The 17,169-nt window shown below is 76.4% G+C and carries 12 protein-coding genes and 1 pseudogene; 5 read left to right on the forward strand and 8 right to left on the reverse strand.

The genetic code is table 11. From position 1 onward, the window contains the following. Positions 1–53: 53 nt before the first annotated feature. From sdhB to J5O08_RS18385, 4 genes are all read right to left on the reverse strand, one after another. Positions 54–815, reverse strand: coding sequence for a succinate dehydrogenase iron-sulfur subunit (gene sdhB, locus J5O08_RS18370; protein WP_374225995.1), 762 nt, complete (start codon positions 813–815; stop codon positions 54–56). Further along, positions 812–2,632: a fumarate reductase (quinol) flavoprotein subunit gene (frdA, locus tag J5O08_RS18375; RefSeq protein ID WP_218708359.1), complete on the reverse strand. Its 1,821-nt coding sequence runs from the start codon at positions 2,630–2,632 to the stop codon at positions 812–814. The genes sdhB and frdA overlap by 4 nt, the downstream gene beginning before the upstream one ends. Next, positions 2,632–4,050 (reverse strand): aspartate ammonia-lyase, encoded by a 1,419-nt coding sequence (locus J5O08_RS18380; RefSeq protein ID WP_218708360.1) that lies wholly within the window; start codon positions 4,048–4,050, stop codon positions 2,632–2,634. The genes frdA and J5O08_RS18380 overlap by 1 nt, the downstream gene beginning before the upstream one ends. A gap of 85 nt (positions 4,051–4,135) precedes the next feature. After that, on the reverse strand, positions 4,136–5,638 hold the full coding sequence (locus J5O08_RS18385; RefSeq protein ID WP_218708361.1) for an anion permease: 1,503 nt from the start codon (positions 5,636–5,638) through the stop codon (positions 4,136–4,138). Positions 5,639–5,880: 242 nt separating this feature from the next. On the opposite strand from J5O08_RS18385, the gene J5O08_RS18390 reads away from it, so the two are divergent. Continuing rightward, positions 5,881–6,642 carry a response regulator gene (locus tag J5O08_RS18390; RefSeq protein WP_218708362.1) on the forward strand — a complete coding sequence of 254 codons (762 nt, stop codon included), beginning with the start codon at positions 5,881–5,883 and terminating at the stop codon, positions 6,640–6,642. 94 nt (positions 6,643–6,736) lie between these two features. Then, a complete protein-coding gene (locus J5O08_RS18395) occupies positions 6,737–8,086 on the forward strand; it encodes an alpha-amylase family protein (RefSeq protein ID WP_218708364.1) in 1,350 nt (449 codons plus the stop codon). Between the two features lie 6 nt (positions 8,087–8,092). On the opposite strand, the gene topA is transcribed toward J5O08_RS18395, so the two are convergent. Together topA and J5O08_RS18405 are read right to left on the reverse strand one after the other, a co-directional pair. Continuing rightward, on the reverse strand, positions 8,093–10,882 hold the full coding sequence (topA, locus tag J5O08_RS18400) for a type I DNA topoisomerase (protein ID WP_218708366.1): 2,790 nt from the start codon (positions 10,880–10,882) through the stop codon (positions 8,093–8,095). An 84-nt stretch (positions 10,883–10,966) separates the two neighbouring features. Further along, a complete protein-coding gene (locus J5O08_RS18405) occupies positions 10,967–11,992 on the reverse strand; it encodes a phosphatase PAP2 family protein (RefSeq protein WP_218708367.1) in 1,026 nt (341 codons plus the stop codon). A 264-nt stretch (positions 11,993–12,256) separates the two neighbouring features. Between J5O08_RS18405 and J5O08_RS18410 the strand changes: the two genes are divergently transcribed. From J5O08_RS18410 to J5O08_RS18420, 3 genes are all read left to right on the forward strand, one after another. After that, entirely contained in the window at positions 12,257–12,634 is a 378-nt protein-coding gene (locus J5O08_RS18410; RefSeq protein WP_218708368.1) for a VOC family protein, read from the forward strand. 89 nt (positions 12,635–12,723) lie between these two features. Next, entirely contained in the window at positions 12,724–13,458 is a 735-nt protein-coding gene (locus J5O08_RS18415) for a response regulator transcription factor (RefSeq protein WP_217614436.1), read from the forward strand. Continuing rightward, positions 13,455–15,134 (forward strand): HAMP domain-containing sensor histidine kinase, encoded by a 1,680-nt coding sequence (locus J5O08_RS18420; RefSeq protein ID WP_308281715.1) that lies wholly within the window; start codon positions 13,455–13,457, stop codon positions 15,132–15,134. The genes J5O08_RS18415 and J5O08_RS18420 overlap by 4 nt, the downstream gene beginning before the upstream one ends. A 121-nt stretch (positions 15,135–15,255) precedes the next feature. Here the strand turns inward: J5O08_RS18420 and J5O08_RS18425 are convergent, their stop codons facing one another. Together J5O08_RS18425 and J5O08_RS18430 are read right to left on the reverse strand one after the other, a co-directional pair. Beyond that, entirely contained in the window at positions 15,256–16,191 is a 936-nt protein-coding gene (locus tag J5O08_RS18425) for an aldo/keto reductase (RefSeq protein ID WP_218708369.1), read from the reverse strand. Positions 16,192–16,493: 302 nt separating this feature from the next. Further along, positions 16,494–17,169, reverse strand: a pseudogene (locus J5O08_RS18430) (hypothetical protein); the annotation flags it as partial.

Genomic DNA, 17,169 nt, shown 5'->3' on the forward strand with positions numbered 1-17,169 from the left:
GGGCGGCGGGGCCGGCGGGGCCGGCGGGGCCGGCGGGGCCGGCTCGCGCGCGCTCACGGCCGGCCCCCGCGCCGCGGCAGCAGGAACTCCGCCGCCCACGCCGCCGCCGTCGCCGCCTTGGCCTGCTGGATCGCCGCCGCGGGATCGACGCCCTTCGGGCACGCCGTCGAGCACGCCCCGACGAACGTGCAGGCCCACAGCCCGTCCTCGCGGTCGAGCGCGGGCAGCCGGTCGTCGGAGCCGTGGTCCCGGGAGTCCTTGTCGTACCGGACGGCGGCCGTGATCGCCGCGGGCCCGAGGAAGTCCGGCGCGAGCGCGACCTGCGGGCAGGCGGCGTAGCAGAGCAGGCAGTCGATGCACATCGCGTAGTCGTGGTACGCCAGCATCTGCTCCGGCGTCTGCCGGTTCCCCGCCTCGCCGGGCGGGTCCTCCGGGTCCGGCACCAGCCACGGGCGCGCCCGCTCCAGCGACGCGAGGAACGGCTCGAGGTCGACGACGAGGTCGCGCTCGACCGCGCGGTTCGCGAGCGGCTCCACGACCAGCGGCCCCGGGGCGTAGTCCCGGACGAAGTGCTCGCAGCCGAGCCGCGGGGTGCCGTTCAGCACGAACCCGCACGACCCGCAGATGGCCATCCGGCAGGACCAGCGGAACGCGAGCGTCGGGTCGAGGTGGTCCTTGACCCAGGTGAGCGCGTCGAGCACCGAGGTGTCCCGGCCCCACGGCACCTCGTAGTCGACCAGGTGCGGCGCCTCGTCGGCGTCGGGGCGGTAGCGCTGCACGCGCAGGGTGATCGTGCCGAGCACCTCGCCGCTCACCGGTCCGCCCCCTCGGCCGGCGCGGCGGCCCTCTCGGCCGGTGCGGCCGCCCCACCGGCGGTCGCCGCCGCACCCGCGGCGCCGTAGACCCGCGTCGCCGGCGGCGAGGTCGTGATCGTCACCGGCGTGTGCTCCAGGCGCGGCCCGTCGGGCGTCCACCACGCGCGGGTGTGCGCGAGGAACCGCGCGTCGTCGCGCTCGCCGAAGCCGTCGAGCCGCTGGTGCGAGCCCCGGGACTCCTCCCGGGCCAGCGCGGAGGCCACCAGCGCCTCCGCGACGTCGAGCATCGCGCCCAGCTCGACCGCGCTCGCCCAGTCGGTGTTGTAGACGGGGCAGGTGTCGACCACGCGCACCTCGGCGTACCGGTCGCGGAGCCCCCGGACGGTGGCCGCCGTGCGCTCCATGCCCGCGCGGGTGCGGAAGATGCCGACGCCGTCGTCCATCGCCCGGCCGAGCTCCTCGCGGATCTCGACCTGCGGCTCGGAGCCCCGGCCCATCAGGGACAGGTGCCGCGCCGCGGCGTCGGCGGCGTCCCGGCGCACCCGCGGGTCGGCCGGGGTCGGCTCGGCGAGGGCGAACGCCGCGGCCCGCTCCCCCGCCACCCGGCCGAGCACCACCAGCTCGGCGAGCGAGTTCGACCCGAGCCTGTTGGCGCCGTGCAGGCCGGAGGACGCGCACTCCCCCACGGCGAACAGCCCGGGCAGCGGCGTCGCGGTCGTCACGTCCGTCTCGATGCCGCCCATGGAGTAGTGCACGCTCGGGCAGACCGGGACGGGCGCCGTCGCCGGGTCGATGCCGAGGTACTGCTCGGTGAGCTCGCAGATGAGCGGCAGCCGCTCGCGCAGGTGCGCGCGGCCGAGGTGCCGCAGGTCGAGGTGCACGGCGTCGCCGCGCGGCGTCGGGATCGTCCGCCCCGCCTGCTGCTCGTGCCAGAACGCCTGGGACAGCCGGTCGCGCGGGCCGAGCTCCATGTGCTTGTTCTCGGGCTTCCCCACCGGGGTCTCGGGGCCGAGCCCGTAGTCCTGCAGGTACCGGCGGCCGTCGGCGTTGAGCAGGGTGCCGCCCTCGCCGCGGCAGCCCTCGGTGATGAGGATGCCGGAGCCGGGCAGGCCGGTCGGGTGGTACTGCACGAACTCCAGGTCCCGCAGCGGCGCCCCGGCCCGGTAGGCCATCGCCATGCCGTCGCCCGTGACGATCGCGCCGTTGGTGTTCTGCGCGTACAGCCGCCCCGCGCCGCCGGTGGCCATGACGACGGCGCCGGCCTCGACCAGGACCGGGTACCCCTCGCGCTGGTCGTAGGCGAGCACGCCCGCGACCCGGCCGTCCCGGACCACCAGCTCGAGGGCCAGGCACTCGTCCATCCGCGCGATCGACGGGTGCTGCAGGGAGGTCTGGAACAGGGTGTGCAGCACGTGGAACCCGGTCTTGTCCGCGGCGAACCAGGTGCGCGGCCGGCTCATCCCGCCGAACCGCCGGACGGCCACGGCGCCGGCGTCGGTGCGGCTCCACGGGCAGCCCCACCGTTCCAGCCGGTACATCTCGTGCGCCGCGTGCTCGACGAAGTACTGCACGACGTCCTGGTCGCACAGCCAGTCGCCGCCGGAGACGGTGTCCGCGAAGTGCTGCTCCAGCGAGTCGTCGGCGCCGACCACGCCCGCCGCGCCGCCCTCGGCCGCGACGGTGTGCGAGCGCATCGGGTACACCTTCGACAGCACGGTGACGTCGAGCTCGGGGTGCGCCTCCGCCACGGCGATGGCGGCGCGCAGCCCGGCGCCGCCGCCGCCGACGACCGCGACGTCCGTCCGGACCGCCTGCATCAGCGTGCCGCCGGGGAGGTCATCGCCAGCACGTCGAGGGCCGCGTCCAGCTGCTCGACGGTGAGCCGGCCCTCGTCGACGTGGCCGAGCCCGAGCACCGCCTCGCGGATCGTCAGGTCGTGCGCCACCGCGTGCTTGACCACCGCTGCGGCGGCCTCGTAGCCGATCAGCCGGTTGAGCGGGGTGACGACCGACGGCGACGACTCGGCGAGCTGCCGGCAGCGCTCGCGGTCGGCGACGAACCCGGCCACGCACTTGTCGGCCAGGTGCCGCGAGCCGGTCGCGAGCAGCGCGACCGACTCCAGCAGGTTGCGCGCCATGACCGGCAGCATGACGTTGAGCTCGAAGGTCCCGGTCGTGCCGGCGAACGCGACCGCGGCGTCGTTCCCGATCACCTGGGCGGCGACCATGAGCACCGCCTCGGGGATGACCGGGTTCACCTTGCCGGGCATGATCGACGACCCGGGCTGCAGGTCCGGCAGGGCGATCTCGGCGAGGCCGGTGCGGGGGCCCGAGCCCATCCAGCGCAGGTCGTTGCAGATCTTCACCAGCGACACCGCGACCGTGCGCAGGGCGCCGGACGTCTCGACGAGGGCGTCCTGCGCGCCCTGCGCCTCGAAGTGGTTGCGGGCCTCGGTGAGCGGCAGGCCGGTGTGGTCCGCCACCAGCGCGATGACGCGCTGCGGGAACCCGGGCGGGGTGTTGATCCCGGTGCCGACGGCGGTGCCGCCCAGCGGCAGCTCGGCGAGCCGGGGCAGCGCCGCGACCACCCGCTCGACGCCCAGCCGGATCTGCGCGGCGTACCCGCCGAGCTCCTGGCCCAGCGTCACCGGCGTGGCGTCCATGAGGTGCGTGCGCCCGGCCTTGACCACGTCGGCGTGCTCGGCCGCCCGGGTCTCCAGCGTCTCGGCGAGGTGGCCGAGGGCCGGGAGCAGGTCGGTCAGCACCGCCTGCGCCGCGGCGACGTGGATGGACGCGGGGAACACGTCGTTGGACGACTGCGAGGCGTTGACGTGGTCGTTCGGGTGCACCGGGCGGCCGAGCCGCTCGGTCGCGAGGGTGGCGAGCACCTCGTTCACGTTCATGTTGGACGAGGTGCCGGAGCCGGTCTGGAACACGTCGACTGGGAACTGGTCGGCCCACAGCCCGGCCGCCACCTCCTCCGCCGCGGCGGCGATCGCGGCGGCCACGTCGTCGGGCAGCACCCCGAGCTCGGCGTTCGCCAGGGCCGCGGCCCGCTTGATCTCCGCGAGCGCCGCCACGTGCCGGGGGTGCAGCCGGGTGCCGGAGATCGCGAAGTTCTGCACCGCGCGCTGGGTCTGGGCCCGGTAGCACGCGTCCGCGGGCACCAGGACGTCGCCCATCGTGTCGTGCTCGAGCCGGAAGCCGGCGGGGATCTCGGTCGGGGTCTCGGTCATCGGGCTCTCCTCGGTCCGGGCGGGGTGGGGGCGTGCGGGGGTCGGGCCGCGCACCGGGCGCGGTCGTGCGCGGTCGGCGCGGCCGTCACCACAGGCCGATCGCCTTCATCCAGAGGCCGCCGACGCCCATCCAGACGGCGATGTTCACGACGGCGACCACCGCGCCGGTGCGCCACCACCGGACGACCGGGACGTAGCCGGAGCCGAACAGCACCGGGGCCGGGCCGCAGGAGTAGTGCGTGAGCGAGGCGAACAGGCTGGAGATGAAGCCGAGGACCAGGGCGGCGAACACCGGCGGCGCGCCGGCCATGATCGCGGTCGCGAGGAACGCCGCGTACATCGCGGAGATGTGCGCCGTGTTGGACGCGAACAGGTAGTGGGTGGCGAAGTAGACGAGCGTCAGCAGCACGAACGCCTGCTGCCAGCCCAGGTCGCCGACCAGGGCGGCCATCTCCCCGCTGAGCCACGGGATGAGGCCGAGGGCGTTGAGCTGCGTCGCCATCATCACCAGCACCGCGAACCAGACCAGCGTGTCCCAGGCCTGGGTCTCGGACTTCACGTCGTCCCAGGTCAGCACCCCGGTGAGCAGGAGCACGACCAGGCCGATCAGGGCCGTCGTGGTCGCCGACAGGTCGAGCAGCGCGTCGCCGAGCGTCCACAGCAGGAGCAGGCCGACGATCGTGCCCGTCATCACCTTCTCCCCCGCGGACAGCGGCCCCAGCTCACGGAGCGCGGTGCGGGCGCGCTCGGCGGCCTCGGGGGTGCGGCGCACCTCCGGCGGGTCGACCGCGCGCACCACCAGCGGGACGACGACCAGCGCGACGAGGCCGGGCACAATCGCCGCCAGCGCCCAGGTGCCCCAGGAGAGGTCGACGCCCTGGTCGCCGGCGAGCTGCGCCGCCAGGGGGTTGCCCGCCATCGCGGTGAGGAACATCGCCGAGGTCACGGCGTTCACGTGGAACGCCGTGCTGGTCAGGTACGAGCCGATCCGGCGGGAGGTCGGGCCGGGCTCGCTGCCGTAGGACGACGCGATCGACCGGACGATCGGCTGGATGATGCCGCCGGCGCGCGCGGTGTTCGACGGGGTGGCGGGGGCGAGCACGAGGTCGGTCGCGGCCAGGCCGTAGGCGAGGCCGAGCGGGCTGCGGCCCAGCCGGGACACGAAGAACAGCGCGAGCCGGGCGCCGAGCCCGGTCTTGATGACGCCGCGGGAGATGAAGAACGCGACGACGATCAGCCAGATCGTCGTGTTGGAGAACCCCTGCAGCGCCTCGGCGGGCTCCAGGACGCCGGTGACGACCGTCGCCACCAGGCCGACGATCGTCACCGCGCCCATCGGCAGCGGGCGGGCGATGACGCCGACGATCGTCGCGACGAAGATCGCGAACATGTGCCAGGCGGGCGCGTCCACGCCCGTCGGCGGCGGCACGAACCACAGGACGACGCCGACGACGAGCGGGACCGCCGCCCGGACGAGCGGCACGGGGCGCAGGCGCTCCGGGGCGGGGGCGGCGCCGGGATCGGTCCCGGCTGCGGTGCCCGCTCCGGGGGCGGTGCCCGCTCCGGGGGCGGCGGTGTCCTGGTCCATGCGCGGCGTGCCTCCGGTGGCGGGGCGGCGCCCCGGGGCGTCGGTGCACCGGGGCCGGACGTGCCCGACCCTGGCGGCGCCGCGACTCCTGAGGGGCGGCAGACCGGGACGAACCGGGCGTTGCGGTCGTTGTGGTCACAGCTGGGCACCCCCACGACGCGCCCGCAGCCACCCCCTAGGCCGACCGCCGGCGACCACTCAGCGCCCGTGGGTGCGTGCCGCGCCGCGCCGAGACTGGGGGCATGCCGGCCGGCGACGACCCCCGCGCCCCGCGCCCGCCCCGCTCCCCGTCCGGCACCGCCCGGCCCGGCGCGGGCACCGGGCCGGGCGGCGACCTCCGCGTGCTCGTGGCCCACGGCCGCGCGGGGACGGCGCGCGAGCACGGCCGGCTCGTCGACCGCGTCCCGGGCTTCCGCACCGTCGGCCTGGCGGGGGACGGCGACACCGCGCTCGCCCGGGCGGTGCGCGGCGGGGTGGACCTCGTCCTGCTCGACCTCGCGCTGCCCGGCCGGCCCGGGCTGGACGTGTGCCGGGCGCTGCACCACCTGCGCGGCGCCCCGGACGTGCTGGTGGCGACCGCCGTCCGCGACCGGGCCGCCGTGCGCGCGGCGGTGCGGTTCGGCGCGGTGCACTACCTGGTGACGCCGCTGCGGTTCCCGGCCCTTCGGGAGCGGCTCGGCGCGTACGCCGCGTACCGCGCCGCCGTGACGGGACGCCGGGCCGTCGTGGACCAGGGCGAGGTGGACGCGCTGCTCGCCACGCTGCGCCCCCCGGCACGCGAGCTGCTGCCGAAGGGCCTCGCGGCGGAGTCGCTCGCCCGGGTCCGGGCCGCGCTGCGCGCCGCGCCCGACGGACTGACCGCGGACGAGGCGGCGGCCGCGACCGGGCTGTCCCGGGTCACCGCGCGCCGCTACCTGGAGCACCTGGCCGGCCGGGGAGCCTGCCGGCGCGCGCCCCGGTACGGCAGCTCGGGGCGCCCGCCGCTGCGGTACGTCGGCGGCTGAGGCCGCGCGGCCCCGGCCGCGCCGCTCCCCGGGGTGACAGGCCGCCCGCGACCTGCGAGGGTCGCGGGGAGCCGCTGACGAGGGAGGACGCCGAATGGCCGCGCCGTGGGTGCAGCACGCGATGTGGTGGCACGTCTACCCGCTGGGGTTCACGGGCGCCGAGCGCGCCCTCGACCCCGCGGCCCCGGTGACGCACCGGCTCGGGCACGTCGAGCGCTGGCTGGACTACCTGGTCGACCTCGGCCTCAACGGGCTGGCGCTCGGCCCGGTGTTCGCGTCGGGCACGCACGGCTACGACACCGTCGACCACTACCGGGTCGACCCCCGCCTGGGGGACCGCGCGGACCTGGACCGGCTGCTCGCGGCGGCCCGCGACCGCGGCGTGCGGGTGCTCCTGGACGGGGTGTTCAACCACGTCGGTGACCAGCACCCGCTGTTCCGCGCCGCCCTGGCCGCCGGCCCCGGCTCCCCCGAGGCCGCCCTGTTCCGGATCCGCTGGAACGACGACGGCCCCGACTGGGACTGCTTCGAGGGGCACCGCTCGCTCGTCACGCTGAACCACGACGAGCCGCGGGTCGTCGACCTGGTCGCCGACGTCATGACGCACTGGCTCGACGCGGGCGCGGACGGGTGGCGGCTGGACGCGGCGTACGCCGTGCCGACGGCGTTCTGGGCGCGGGTGACCGAGCGGGTGCGCGCCGCGCACCCGGACGCCTACCTGATGGGCGAGGTGATCCACGGCGACTACCCGGCGTTCGTCGCGGAGTCCGGGCTGGACGCGGTCACCCAGTACGAGCTGTGGAAGGCGACCTGGTCGTCGATCGCCGAGCGCAACTTCCACGAGCTCGTGTGGACGCTCGGCCGGCACGACGGGTTCCTCGACCACTTCGTGCCGTACACGTTCGTCGGCAACCACGACGTCACCCGGATCACCAGCCGGGTCGGCGACGCGACGCTCGCGGGCCTGGCGCTGGTCGTGCTCGCCACGGTCGGCGGCACCCCGGCCGTCTACTACGGCGACGAGCAGGCCTACCGCGGGGTCAAGGAGGACCGCGCGGGCGGCGACGACGAGGTCCGCCCGCCGTACCCGCCGACGCCGGCCGACCTCGCCGCGCCCGACGTCGCGCCGGACGGCCGCGCCACGCACGATCGGCACGCCGCCCTGCTCGGGCTGCGGCGGCGGCACCCGTGGCTGCACACCGCCCGCACCCGGGTCGTCGAGGTGACGAACACCCGGCTGGCCTACGAGGCGCGGGCGTCGGACGGCTCCGGCGCCGCGCTGCTGGTCGCGCTCAACCTGGACGCCGGGCCGTGGGCGCTGGCGGTGCCGGCCGGGGCCTCGGTGGCGGCGCACGCCGACCCGGCCATCGCGCCCGGGACGCGACCGGGCCCCGGCGCGTCCGTGGACGTCCCGGGGCCCGGCTGGGTCGTGCTCGAGGTCTGAGGACCCCTACTTCTTCGCGGCCGCCTTCTTGCGGGGCGCCGCGGCCTTCTTGGCGGCCGGCTTCTTCTTGGGCGCCGACGCGCGCTTCTCCGCCAGCAGCTCGACGGCCTGCTCGCGGGTGATCGACTCGGGCGTCGTGTCGCGCGGCAGGGTCCGGTTGGTCTCGCCGTCGGTGACGTACGCGCCGAACCGGCCGTCCTTCACCACGATCGGCTTGCCCGACGTCGGGTCCTCGCCGAGCTCGCGCAGCGGCGGCGTCGCGGTCGCCCCGCGGCCGCGCTTGGGCTGCGCGTAGATGGCCAGCGCCTCCTCCAGCGTCGTGGTGAAGATCGCCTCCTCCGACGGCAGCGTGCGGGAGTCCGTGCCCTTCTTGAGGTACGGGCCGTAGCGGCCGTTCTGCGCGGTGATCTCGGCGCCCGTCTCCGGGTCCGTGCCCACGACGCGCGGCAGGCTGAGCAGCTGCAGCGCCTCGTCGAGCGTGATCGTCTGCAGGGACTGCGACTTCAGCAGCGAGCCGGTGCGCGGCTTGGGCGCCGCCGCCAGCGCGCGCTTCTTCGCCGCCGCCGACAGGCCCGGGTCGAGCTCGGGCTCGGGCAGCAGCTCCGTGACGTACGGGCCGTACCGCCCGTTCTTCGCGACGATCGTCGTGCCCGTCGTCGGGTCGGTGCCGAGCACGAGGTCGCCCTCGGGCTGGGTCTCCAGAAGCTCGCGGGCCTTCTCGGCCGTCAGCTCGTCGGGCGCCAGGTCGTCCGGCACCGACGCGCGGCGCGGGTTGCCGTCCGGGCCGGGCTCGCCGCCGGACTCCTCGATGTACGGGCCGTACCGGCCGACGCGCAGCGTGAGGCCGTCGCCGATCTCGATCGAGTTGACCTCGCGGGCGTCGATCTCGCCGAGGTTGGCGACGAGCTCGCGCAGGCCGTCGCCGTCGGGGCCCTCGGCCGCCGCGGAGCCGAAGTAGAACCGGGTCAGCCAGTCGACGCGGTCCTTCTGGCCCGCGGCGATCGCGTCGAGGTCCTCCTCCATGGAGGCGGTGAAGTCGTAGTCGACGAGCCGGTCGAAGTTCTCCTCCAGCAGCCGGGTCACGGCGAACGCGAGCCAGCTCGGCACGAGCGCCTGGCCGCGGCTGGTCACGTAGCCGCGGTCCTGGATGACCGAGATCGTCGCGGCGTACGTCGAGGGGCGGCCGATGCCGCGCTCCTCGAGCGCCTTGACCAGGCTCGCCTCCGTGTAGCGCGGCGGCGGGGAGGTGCGGTGGCCGTCGGCCGTGAGGTCCGACTCCGTGACCGGGTCGCCCTCGGCCATCTGCGGCAGCCGGGTCTCCTTGGCGCCCTCGGCGGCCTTGCCCTCGGCGTCCGAGGCGTACCGGTCGACGTCCCGGCCCTCCTCGTAGGCGGCGAGGAAGCCGCGGAACGTGATGACGGTGCCGGACGCGGCGAACAGCGCGTCGGTCGGCGCGCCGGCGGTCGTGGCGTCGGCCGCGGTGCTGCCGGCGGGCAGCTCCGGGGCGGGCACCGTCGCGGCGATCCGGACCGAGGCGGTCGACCCGCGGGCGTCGGCCATCTGCGAGGCGACAGTGCGCTTCCAGATGAGCTCGTAGAGCCGGAACTGGTCGCCGGACAGCTCGCGCGCGACCTGGGCCGGGGTGCGGAAGTTGTCACCCGCCGGGCGGATCGCCTCGTGCGCCTCCTGGGCGCCCTTGCTCTTGGACGCGTAGACGCGCGGGGCGTCGGGGACGTGGTCCGCGCCGTAGAGCTCGGCCGCCTGGCGGCGCGCGGCGTCGATCGCCTGCGTGCTCAGGTTGGGCGAGTCGGTCCGCATGTACGTGATGTAGCCGTTCTCGTACAGCGTCTGCGCGGTGCGCATCGTCTGCCGGGAGGACATGCGCAGCTTGCGGCTGGCCTCCTGCTGCAGCGTCGACGTCGTGAACGGCGCTGCCGGGCGGCGGGTGTAGGGCTTGGTCTCGAGCGAGCGCACCGCGTACCCGGCGCCGTCCAGCGCGGACACCCAGGCCCGCGCGGCGCCCTCGTCCAGGTGCACCGGGCGGGACGCGCCGGAGCCCTTGAGCACGCCGTCGTCGCCGAAGTCGCGGCCCGCGGCCACGCGCCGCTCGCCGAGCTGCACCAGGCGGGCGCCGAACGACGGCTCGTCGGCGTCGGCCACCGCGAACGTCGCGGTCAGGTCCCAGTAGTCGGCGGCGCGGAACGCCATGCGCTCGCGCTCGCGCTCGACCACCAGGCGGGTCGCCACGGACTGCACGCGGCCGGCGGACAGGCCCTGGCGGACCTTGCGCCACAGGACCGGGCTGACCTCGTAGCCGTACAGCCGGTCGAGGATGCGCCGGGTCTCCTGCGCGTCCACCAGGCGGTCGTCGAGCTCGCGGGTGTTCTCCAGCGCGCGGGTGATGGCCTCGCGGGTGATCTCGTGGAACACCATCCGCTTGACCGGCACCTTGGGCTTGAGCTCTTGCAGCAGGTGCCACGCGATGGCCTCGCCCTCGCGGTCCTCGTCGGTGGCGAGGTAGAGCTCGTCGGCGTCCTTGAGCAGCCGCTTGAGCTCCGTGACCTTCTTCTTCTTGTCCGAGTCGACGACGTAGTACGGCGCGAAGCCGTTGTCGACGTCGACCGCGAACTTGCCGAACGGGCCCTTCTTCATCTCCGCGGGCAGCTCGCTGGGCTGCGGGAGGTCACGGATGTGACCGACGCTGGCCTCGACGTCGAAGCCGTCGCCGAGGTACCCGGCGATCGTGCGCGCCTTGGCGGGCGACTCCACGATGACCAGCTTGCGACCTGCGGACATGCGCTCCTGCTTCCTTCGGACTGCCGACCCGTGGTGCCGGGCGTGCGGGCGGCGACAGCATGCCACCGCCGGTGCGGGGGAACTCTACGACGTCGGTCCCACCCGGTCCGACCCCGAGGTGGCGGACCGGCGCAGCACCAGCAGCGCGCCGGACGACGCGGCCGCGACCGCGACGATGCCCAGCGCCCCGCCACCGTACGACGTCAGCAGCGCGGCCGTGGACCCGACCGGGTCGTCGGACAGCCAGGTGCGCCGCAGCGCGACCGCGGCCGCGCCCCCGGCGAGGGCCGTCGCCGCGGCGAGCAGCCAGGCCGCCACGGCGGTGCCGGGACCGTCCCCGCGGGCGGGCCGGCCGGTGCGCGGGACCGTGCGCAGGGCGGCCGTGGGCGGGCGGCGGTCCGTGGCGGTGTCGACGCCGAGCGCCAGCACCGCGCACGCGAGCGCGCCCCACGCCAGCACGACCAGCAGGCCCGCCACGACGTCCGACGGCCGGTGCCACTGGCCGACGAGCGTGCTGACGCCCGTGGCCCCTGCGTAGGCGCCCCCGAGCACCGCCGCCCAGGGCCGGGCGCGCGGCGGCACGACGAGCAGCACCGCCGCGGCGACCGAGGCCGCCGCCGTCGTGTGCCCGCTGGGGAGCGTGTTGAAGTCGGGGCCGTGGCCGAGGTCCGGCCGGTCGAGCACCCAGTGCTTGAGGACGCGGGTCGAGACGTTCGCCCCGGCCAGCACACCGGCGGCGACCAGCGCGAGGCCCCAGCGGCGCCGGACGAACGCGATCACCGCGCACGCGACGATCGCCGCCGCGATGAAGCCGACCGAGACCACGTCCAGCACCGGCTCGGCGACCTCCCAGAGCCGGTTCTGGCCGATGTGGGCGCCGTCGAGCGACGCCTGGTCGACCGCCTGCCCCTGCTCGGTGCCGACGAACACCCGCCACGTCACGCCGATGCCCGCGACGGCGACCAGCGCCACCAGCAGGGCCGACGCGACCCGGCGCGCCGTGCCGGCGGGGGTGCGCCAGCGGACCGGCGGGTCGACGCGGCCCGGACCCCCGTCGGCGGCCTCGGGGGCGCGCCAGGGGGTCGCCGGGGCGGAGGTCGGGCGGGGCATGGGGACCACGGTAGGCGAGCGGGTCGCCGCGGTCCGGGCGGCGGCGGGGCCGCACACGATTCCTCCACCGAGTCGGCGAGGGGCGTGCGCGGGGCGGGGCCGGGCGGGGCCGGGCGGGGCCGGGCGGGGCCGGGCGGGGCCGGGCGGGGCCGGTCGGGGCGGGGATCTTCCCGGGGACGCCGTCCCGGGTGCACGCTGGGCGCACCCGGCCCGCACGCGGCCGCGCACCCGCCGCCCGGGCCCACGACGACGAGGGAGTCCGTCATGCTCGACCTCAGCGAGTCCTTCAGCGGCTACTCGGTGGCGGACGTGCCCGCCGCCCGCGCCTTCTACGCCGACGTGCTCGGCCTCGACGCGGAGGAGCGCGACGGGATGCTGCTCCTGCACCTCGCGGGCCGGGACGTGCTGCTCTACCCCAAGGGCGAGGCGCACGTCCCCGCGTCGTTCACCGTGCTGAACTTCGCGGTCGAGGACGTGCCCGCCGCCGTGGCGGAGCTGCGCGGCCGCGGCGTGCGGTTCGAGCGGTACGAGGGCGCGCCGACGCAGACCGACGAGGACGGGGTGTTCCGCGGCGGCGGCCCGCTGATCGCCTGGTTCACCGACCCGTCGGGGAACGTGCTGTCCGTGATCGAGCGCGACTGACCGGCCACCCGGCGCGCACCTGCGCGGCTCACAGGGTTCCCACAGGTCGGCGTCAGGGGCGCCCCAGGTCGCGCGGCCATGCTCGTGCCATGACCACCTCCACGCTCCAGCGCGACGCCCTCACCCGCCCGGACGGCCAGCCGGTGCGGGCCCTCGTCGTCGACGACGAGGCCACCCTGGCCGAGCTGCTCTCCACCGCGCTCCGGTACGAGGGCTGGCAGGTCGAGCACGCCCTCACGGGCCAGGCCGCCATCAAGCAGGCCCGGTCGCTCGAGCCGGACGTGATCCTGCTCGACGTCATGCTCCCCGACCTGTCGGGGCTGGAGGTGCTGCGCCGCATCCGGGCCACCCACCCGCACGTCCCGGTGCTGTTCCTCACCGCGAAGGACGCCGTCGAGGACCGGATCGCCGGCCTGACGGCGGGCGGCGACGACTACGTCACCAAGCCGTTCAGCCTGGAGGAGGTCGTCGCCCGGCTGCGGGCCCTGCTGCGCCGCGCCGGCGCCGTCTCGGAGCGCGAGGAGGCCGTGCTGGTCGTCGGCGACCTGCGGATGGACGAGGACTCGCACGAGGTCAGCCGCGGCGGCGACGACATCCGGCTGACCGCGACCGAGTTCGAGCTGCTCCGCTACTTCATGCGCAACCCCAAGCGCGTGCTGTCGAAGGCGCAGATCCTCGACCGCGTCTGGCAGTACGACTTCGGCGGCCAGGCCAACATCGTCGAGCTGTACGTCTCCTACCTGCGCCGGAAGATCGACAAGGGCCGGACGCCGATGCTGCACACCCTGCGCGGCGTCGGGTACGTGCTCAAGCCCGCGGCGTGACGGCCGCCCGGCCCCCGCGGTCCCGGTGGACGCTGCGCCGGCGGCTGGTGGCGGTCGTCGTCGCGCTGCTGGCGACCGTCGCCGCCGTCATGGGCCTGGTGTCGACCCTCGCGCTGCGCAGCTCGCTGATGACGCAGGTCGACCAGCGCCTGGAGGACGCGAGCCGCCGGGCCGCGGCCGCGCCCGACCGGCTGGACCGGGGGGCGGCGCCGGGGCAGCTGCCGTCCGGGGCGCCGACGGCGGGGGCCGACGACGGGTCGGGGTCCGGTGCCGGGTCGCAGGGCGCTGACGGGTCGCAGGCGGGCGACGGGCAGCAGGGCGACGGCAGCATCCCGCCCGCGTTCGGGCTGCCGGGCCAGGACGTCGGCACGGTGAGCGTGTTCGAGACGGCGGACGGCACGCCGGTCGCCGGCTACCTGGACGCCTCGGGCGACGTGCAGGGCCTGACCGACGAGCAGCTGGCCGTGCTCCTCGCGGTCGAGCCGGGCCAGGACCCCGGCACGGTGGAGCTCCCGGACCTGGGCAGCTACCGCGCGATCGCCGTCGAGTCCGACACCGGCAGCACCTCGGTCACCGCCGTCCCGCTGGCGGGGATCACGTCGACCGTCGACGACTACGTCGTGGTCGAGGTCGTCGTCGCCGTGCTCGGTCTGCTGGTCGCCGCCGCGATCGCCACCGTGCTGGTGCGCCGGGAGCTGCGGCCCCTGGACCGGGTCGCCGCGACCGCGACCCGGGTGTCCGAGATGCCGCTGTCCCGCGGGGAGGTCGACATCCGGGAGCGGGTGCCGGACGAGGACACCGACCCGGCCACGGAGGTCGGCCAGGTGGGGTCGGCGCTCAACCGGATGCTCGGCCACGTCGAGTCCGCGCTGACCGCCCGGCACGAGTCCGAGACGCAGGTGCGCCGGTTCGTCGCCGACGCCAGCCACGAGCTGCGCACCCCGCTGGCCTCGATCCGCGGCTACGCCGAGCTCGTGCAGCGGCTGCCGGGCGACCTGCCCGACGACGTCGTGCGGGCGATGGGCCGCGTCGAGTCGGAGGCCCGCCGGATGACGACGCTCGTCGAGGACATGCTGCTGCTCGCGCGGCTGGACGCCGGGCGGGACCTCGACCTCGAGGAGGTCGACCTGGCCGCGCTCGCGGTCGACGCGGTCGCCGACGCGCACGCGGCGGGACCGGACCACGCCTGGCGGCTGGACCTCGGCGCGCTGCAGGGCGGGGACGCCGGACCCGACGGGCCGGAGGAGGACGGGGCGGAGGAGGACGGGGCGGAGCCCGCGCTGGTGGTCGGGGACGAGCACCGGCTCCGGCAGGTCCTGGTCAACCTGCTGTCGAACGCCCGCGTGCACACCCCGGCCGGCACGACCGTGGTGGTGGCCGTCGCGCGGGAGGGCGACCGCGCGGTGCTGCGGGTCCGGGACGACGGCCCCGGCATCGCCGAGCCGCTGCGGTCGCGGCTGTTCGAGCGGTTCGCCCGCGGCGACGCCTCCCGGAACCGCGCCGCGGGGTCGACGGGCCTCGGGCTGGCGATCGTGCACGCGGTGGTCACCGCGCACGGCGGCACGATCGACGTCGACGGCACCCCCGGGGCGACCACGTTCACGGTGCGCCTGCCGCTCGCGACCGCCCCGGACGCGCTGCCCGCGGGCGCCGCCGGGTCCCCGGCGGCGGGCTGAGGCACGCGCGGCGGGGCCCCGGCGCCCCGCTCCGGCGTGCGGAGGGATCCACTCGCACGGGCGCACCCGGGCGTGCCGGTGCGAGTGGATCCTCCCGTCGCGGAGGTGGTCGGCGCCCTCGTCAGGACGAGGCGTCCGACAGGGCGGTGACCTCGTCGTCCGCGAGCTCCAGCGTCGCGCCGGCGAGCAGGTCGGGGAGCTGCTCGACCGAGCGCGCGCTCGCGATCGGCGCGACCACGCCCGGCTGCACCCGCAGCCACGCCAGGCTCACGGCGGTGACCGACGTGCCGTGCGCGGCGGCGACCGCGTCGAGGGCGGCCAGCACCCGGCGGCCGCGGTCGTCCAGGTAGCGCCCGGCCGACCCGGCGCGCGGGCTGTCCACGGCGGGCGACCCGTCGCGGTACTTGCCGGTGAGGAAGCCGCTCGCCAGCGAGGAGTACGGCAGCACGCCGAGGCCCTCGCGGACGGCGAGCTCCTGCAGCGGGCCCTCGTAGGCGCCGCGGTGCACCAGGTTGTAGTGCGGCTGCAGCGCGACGAACCGGGCGACCCCGAGGTCGTCGGCGATCCGCAGCGCCTCGGCCAGGCGCTCGGGCGAGAAGTTCGACGCCGCGACGTACCGGGCCTTGCCGTCCGCGACCACCTCGCCGAGCGCGGCGACGGTCTCCTCGAGCGGGGTGTCCTGGTCGTCCTCGTGCGCGTAGTAGAGGTCGACGTAGTCCGTGCCGAGCCGCTTCAGCGAGTCGTCGATCGCGGCCCGGACGGCCGCCCGGGAGGTGCCACGGCGGGTGCTGAGCTTGCCGACCTTCGTCGCGACGACGACGTCCGCGCGGTTGCCGCGCGCGGCCATCCAGCGCCCGATCGTCGCCTCGGACTCGCCGCCCTCGTGGCCGTCGCCCCACTCGGAGTAGACGTCCGCGGTGTCGACGAAGCTGCCCCCGGCCTCGGCGAACGCGTCCAGGACGGCGAACGAGGCCTGCTCGTCCGCGGTCCAGCCGAACACGTTGCCGCCCAGGTTCAGCGGCAGGACGTCCAGGTCGGTGGTGCCGATGCGTGCCATGGTCCTCCTCGGTCGGGCGGCGCCGGCCGGGGGGCACGGCGCCTGGGGGCCCACCGCGGGTGGCGGCGGGCGTGGGGCGGTCGCGCCGTCGGGCCGCCGACCTCCGGTCTACCCCACGCGCCGCACCGCCGCCCGGCGGGACCCCGGACCGGGGCCCCGTGGCGACGGGGTAACCGACACGTCGAGCGAGCAGCTGCTGACTACTCGCTCGACGTGTCATCTGCTCGCTCGGCGGTCGCGCGAGGGCGACCTCGCGGCGCGCGGGGCGGTCCCGCAGGGCCGCGCCGGGCGGTTCGCGCGGGTCAGAGGGGGTAGGCGGCGTACAGGTTGCGGATGTCGGCGGCCGGTCCCCGGACGACGAACACCGTGGTGCCGTTGCTCCACGCCGCGACGCCGGTGCCGTCGCCCGCGTCGACGACCGTGACCGTGCCGGCGGGTGCACCGCCGACGAGGACCTCGCCCTGCAGCAGCACGGCCGGCCCGGCGGCGGCGGTCGGGTCGGCGGAGGCGCCGTCGGTGGCGTCACCGGTCGCCTCGTCGGCAGCCGGGAGCGTCGCCGCGACCGCCGCGAGCGCCGCGGTGGCCTCCTCGGGCGTCTCCCACTGCCCGGCCTGCACCGTCACGGTGCCGTCGGCCCCGTCGGTGTACGTCTCGGCGTAGGCCTCGACGGCGCCCTGGGCGAGCCAGGCCTCGTCGTCGGCGGAGGTCGCCAGCGCGTACTGCAGCAGCGTGGTCGGCAGCGCGCTCGCGAACGCCGTGGTCGCCGCACGGGCCGTCGGGGCGACCGAGGCGGTGGGCGACGGCAGCACCACGTCCGGCGGGGCGGCTGCGGTGCCGCCGGCGTCGTCGCGCGTCAGGAACCAGGCCGCACCCGCGCCGCCGAGCACGAGCACCGCGGCGGCGACCGCACCGACGACGACCCACCGGCGCCGGCCGCGGGCGGGCGCCGTGGCGTCGGGGGCGTCGCCGTCCGCGGCC

Source organism: Cellulomonas sp. PS-H5 (assembly GCF_019265565.1).
GTDB lineage: Bacteria > Actinomycetota > Actinomycetes > Actinomycetales > Cellulomonadaceae > Cellulomonas.

Excerpts from the sequence above, each read along its gene's own strand:
- frdA (WP_218708359.1), bottom strand. The coding sequence starts at position 2,632 with ATGCAGGCGGTCCGGACGGACGTCGCGGTCGTCGGCGGCGGCGGCGCC.
- J5O08_RS18380 (WP_218708360.1), bottom strand. The coding sequence starts at position 4,050 with ATGACCGAGACCCCGACCGAGATCCCCGCCGGCTTCCGGCTCGAGCAC.
- J5O08_RS18385 (WP_218708361.1), bottom strand. The coding sequence starts at position 5,638 with ATGGACCAGGACACCGCCGCCCCCGGAGCGGGCACCGCCCCCGGAGCG.
- J5O08_RS18390 (WP_218708362.1), top strand. The coding sequence starts at position 5,881 with ATGCCGGCCGGCGACGACCCCCGCGCCCCGCGCCCGCCCCGCTCCCCG.
- J5O08_RS18395 (WP_218708364.1), top strand. The coding sequence starts at position 6,737 with ATGGCCGCGCCGTGGGTGCAGCACGCGATGTGGTGGCACGTCTACCCG.
- topA (WP_218708366.1), bottom strand. The coding sequence starts at position 10,882 with ATGTCCGCAGGTCGCAAGCTGGTCATCGTGGAGTCGCCCGCCAAGGCG.
- J5O08_RS18405 (WP_218708367.1), bottom strand. The coding sequence starts at position 11,992 with ATGCCCCGCCCGACCTCCGCCCCGGCGACCCCCTGGCGCGCCCCCGAG.
- J5O08_RS18410 (WP_218708368.1), top strand. The coding sequence starts at position 12,257 with ATGCTCGACCTCAGCGAGTCCTTCAGCGGCTACTCGGTGGCGGACGTG.
- J5O08_RS18415 (WP_217614436.1), top strand. The coding sequence starts at position 12,724 with ATGACCACCTCCACGCTCCAGCGCGACGCCCTCACCCGCCCGGACGGC.
- J5O08_RS18425 (WP_218708369.1), bottom strand. The coding sequence starts at position 16,191 with ATGGCACGCATCGGCACCACCGACCTGGACGTCCTGCCGCTGAACCTG.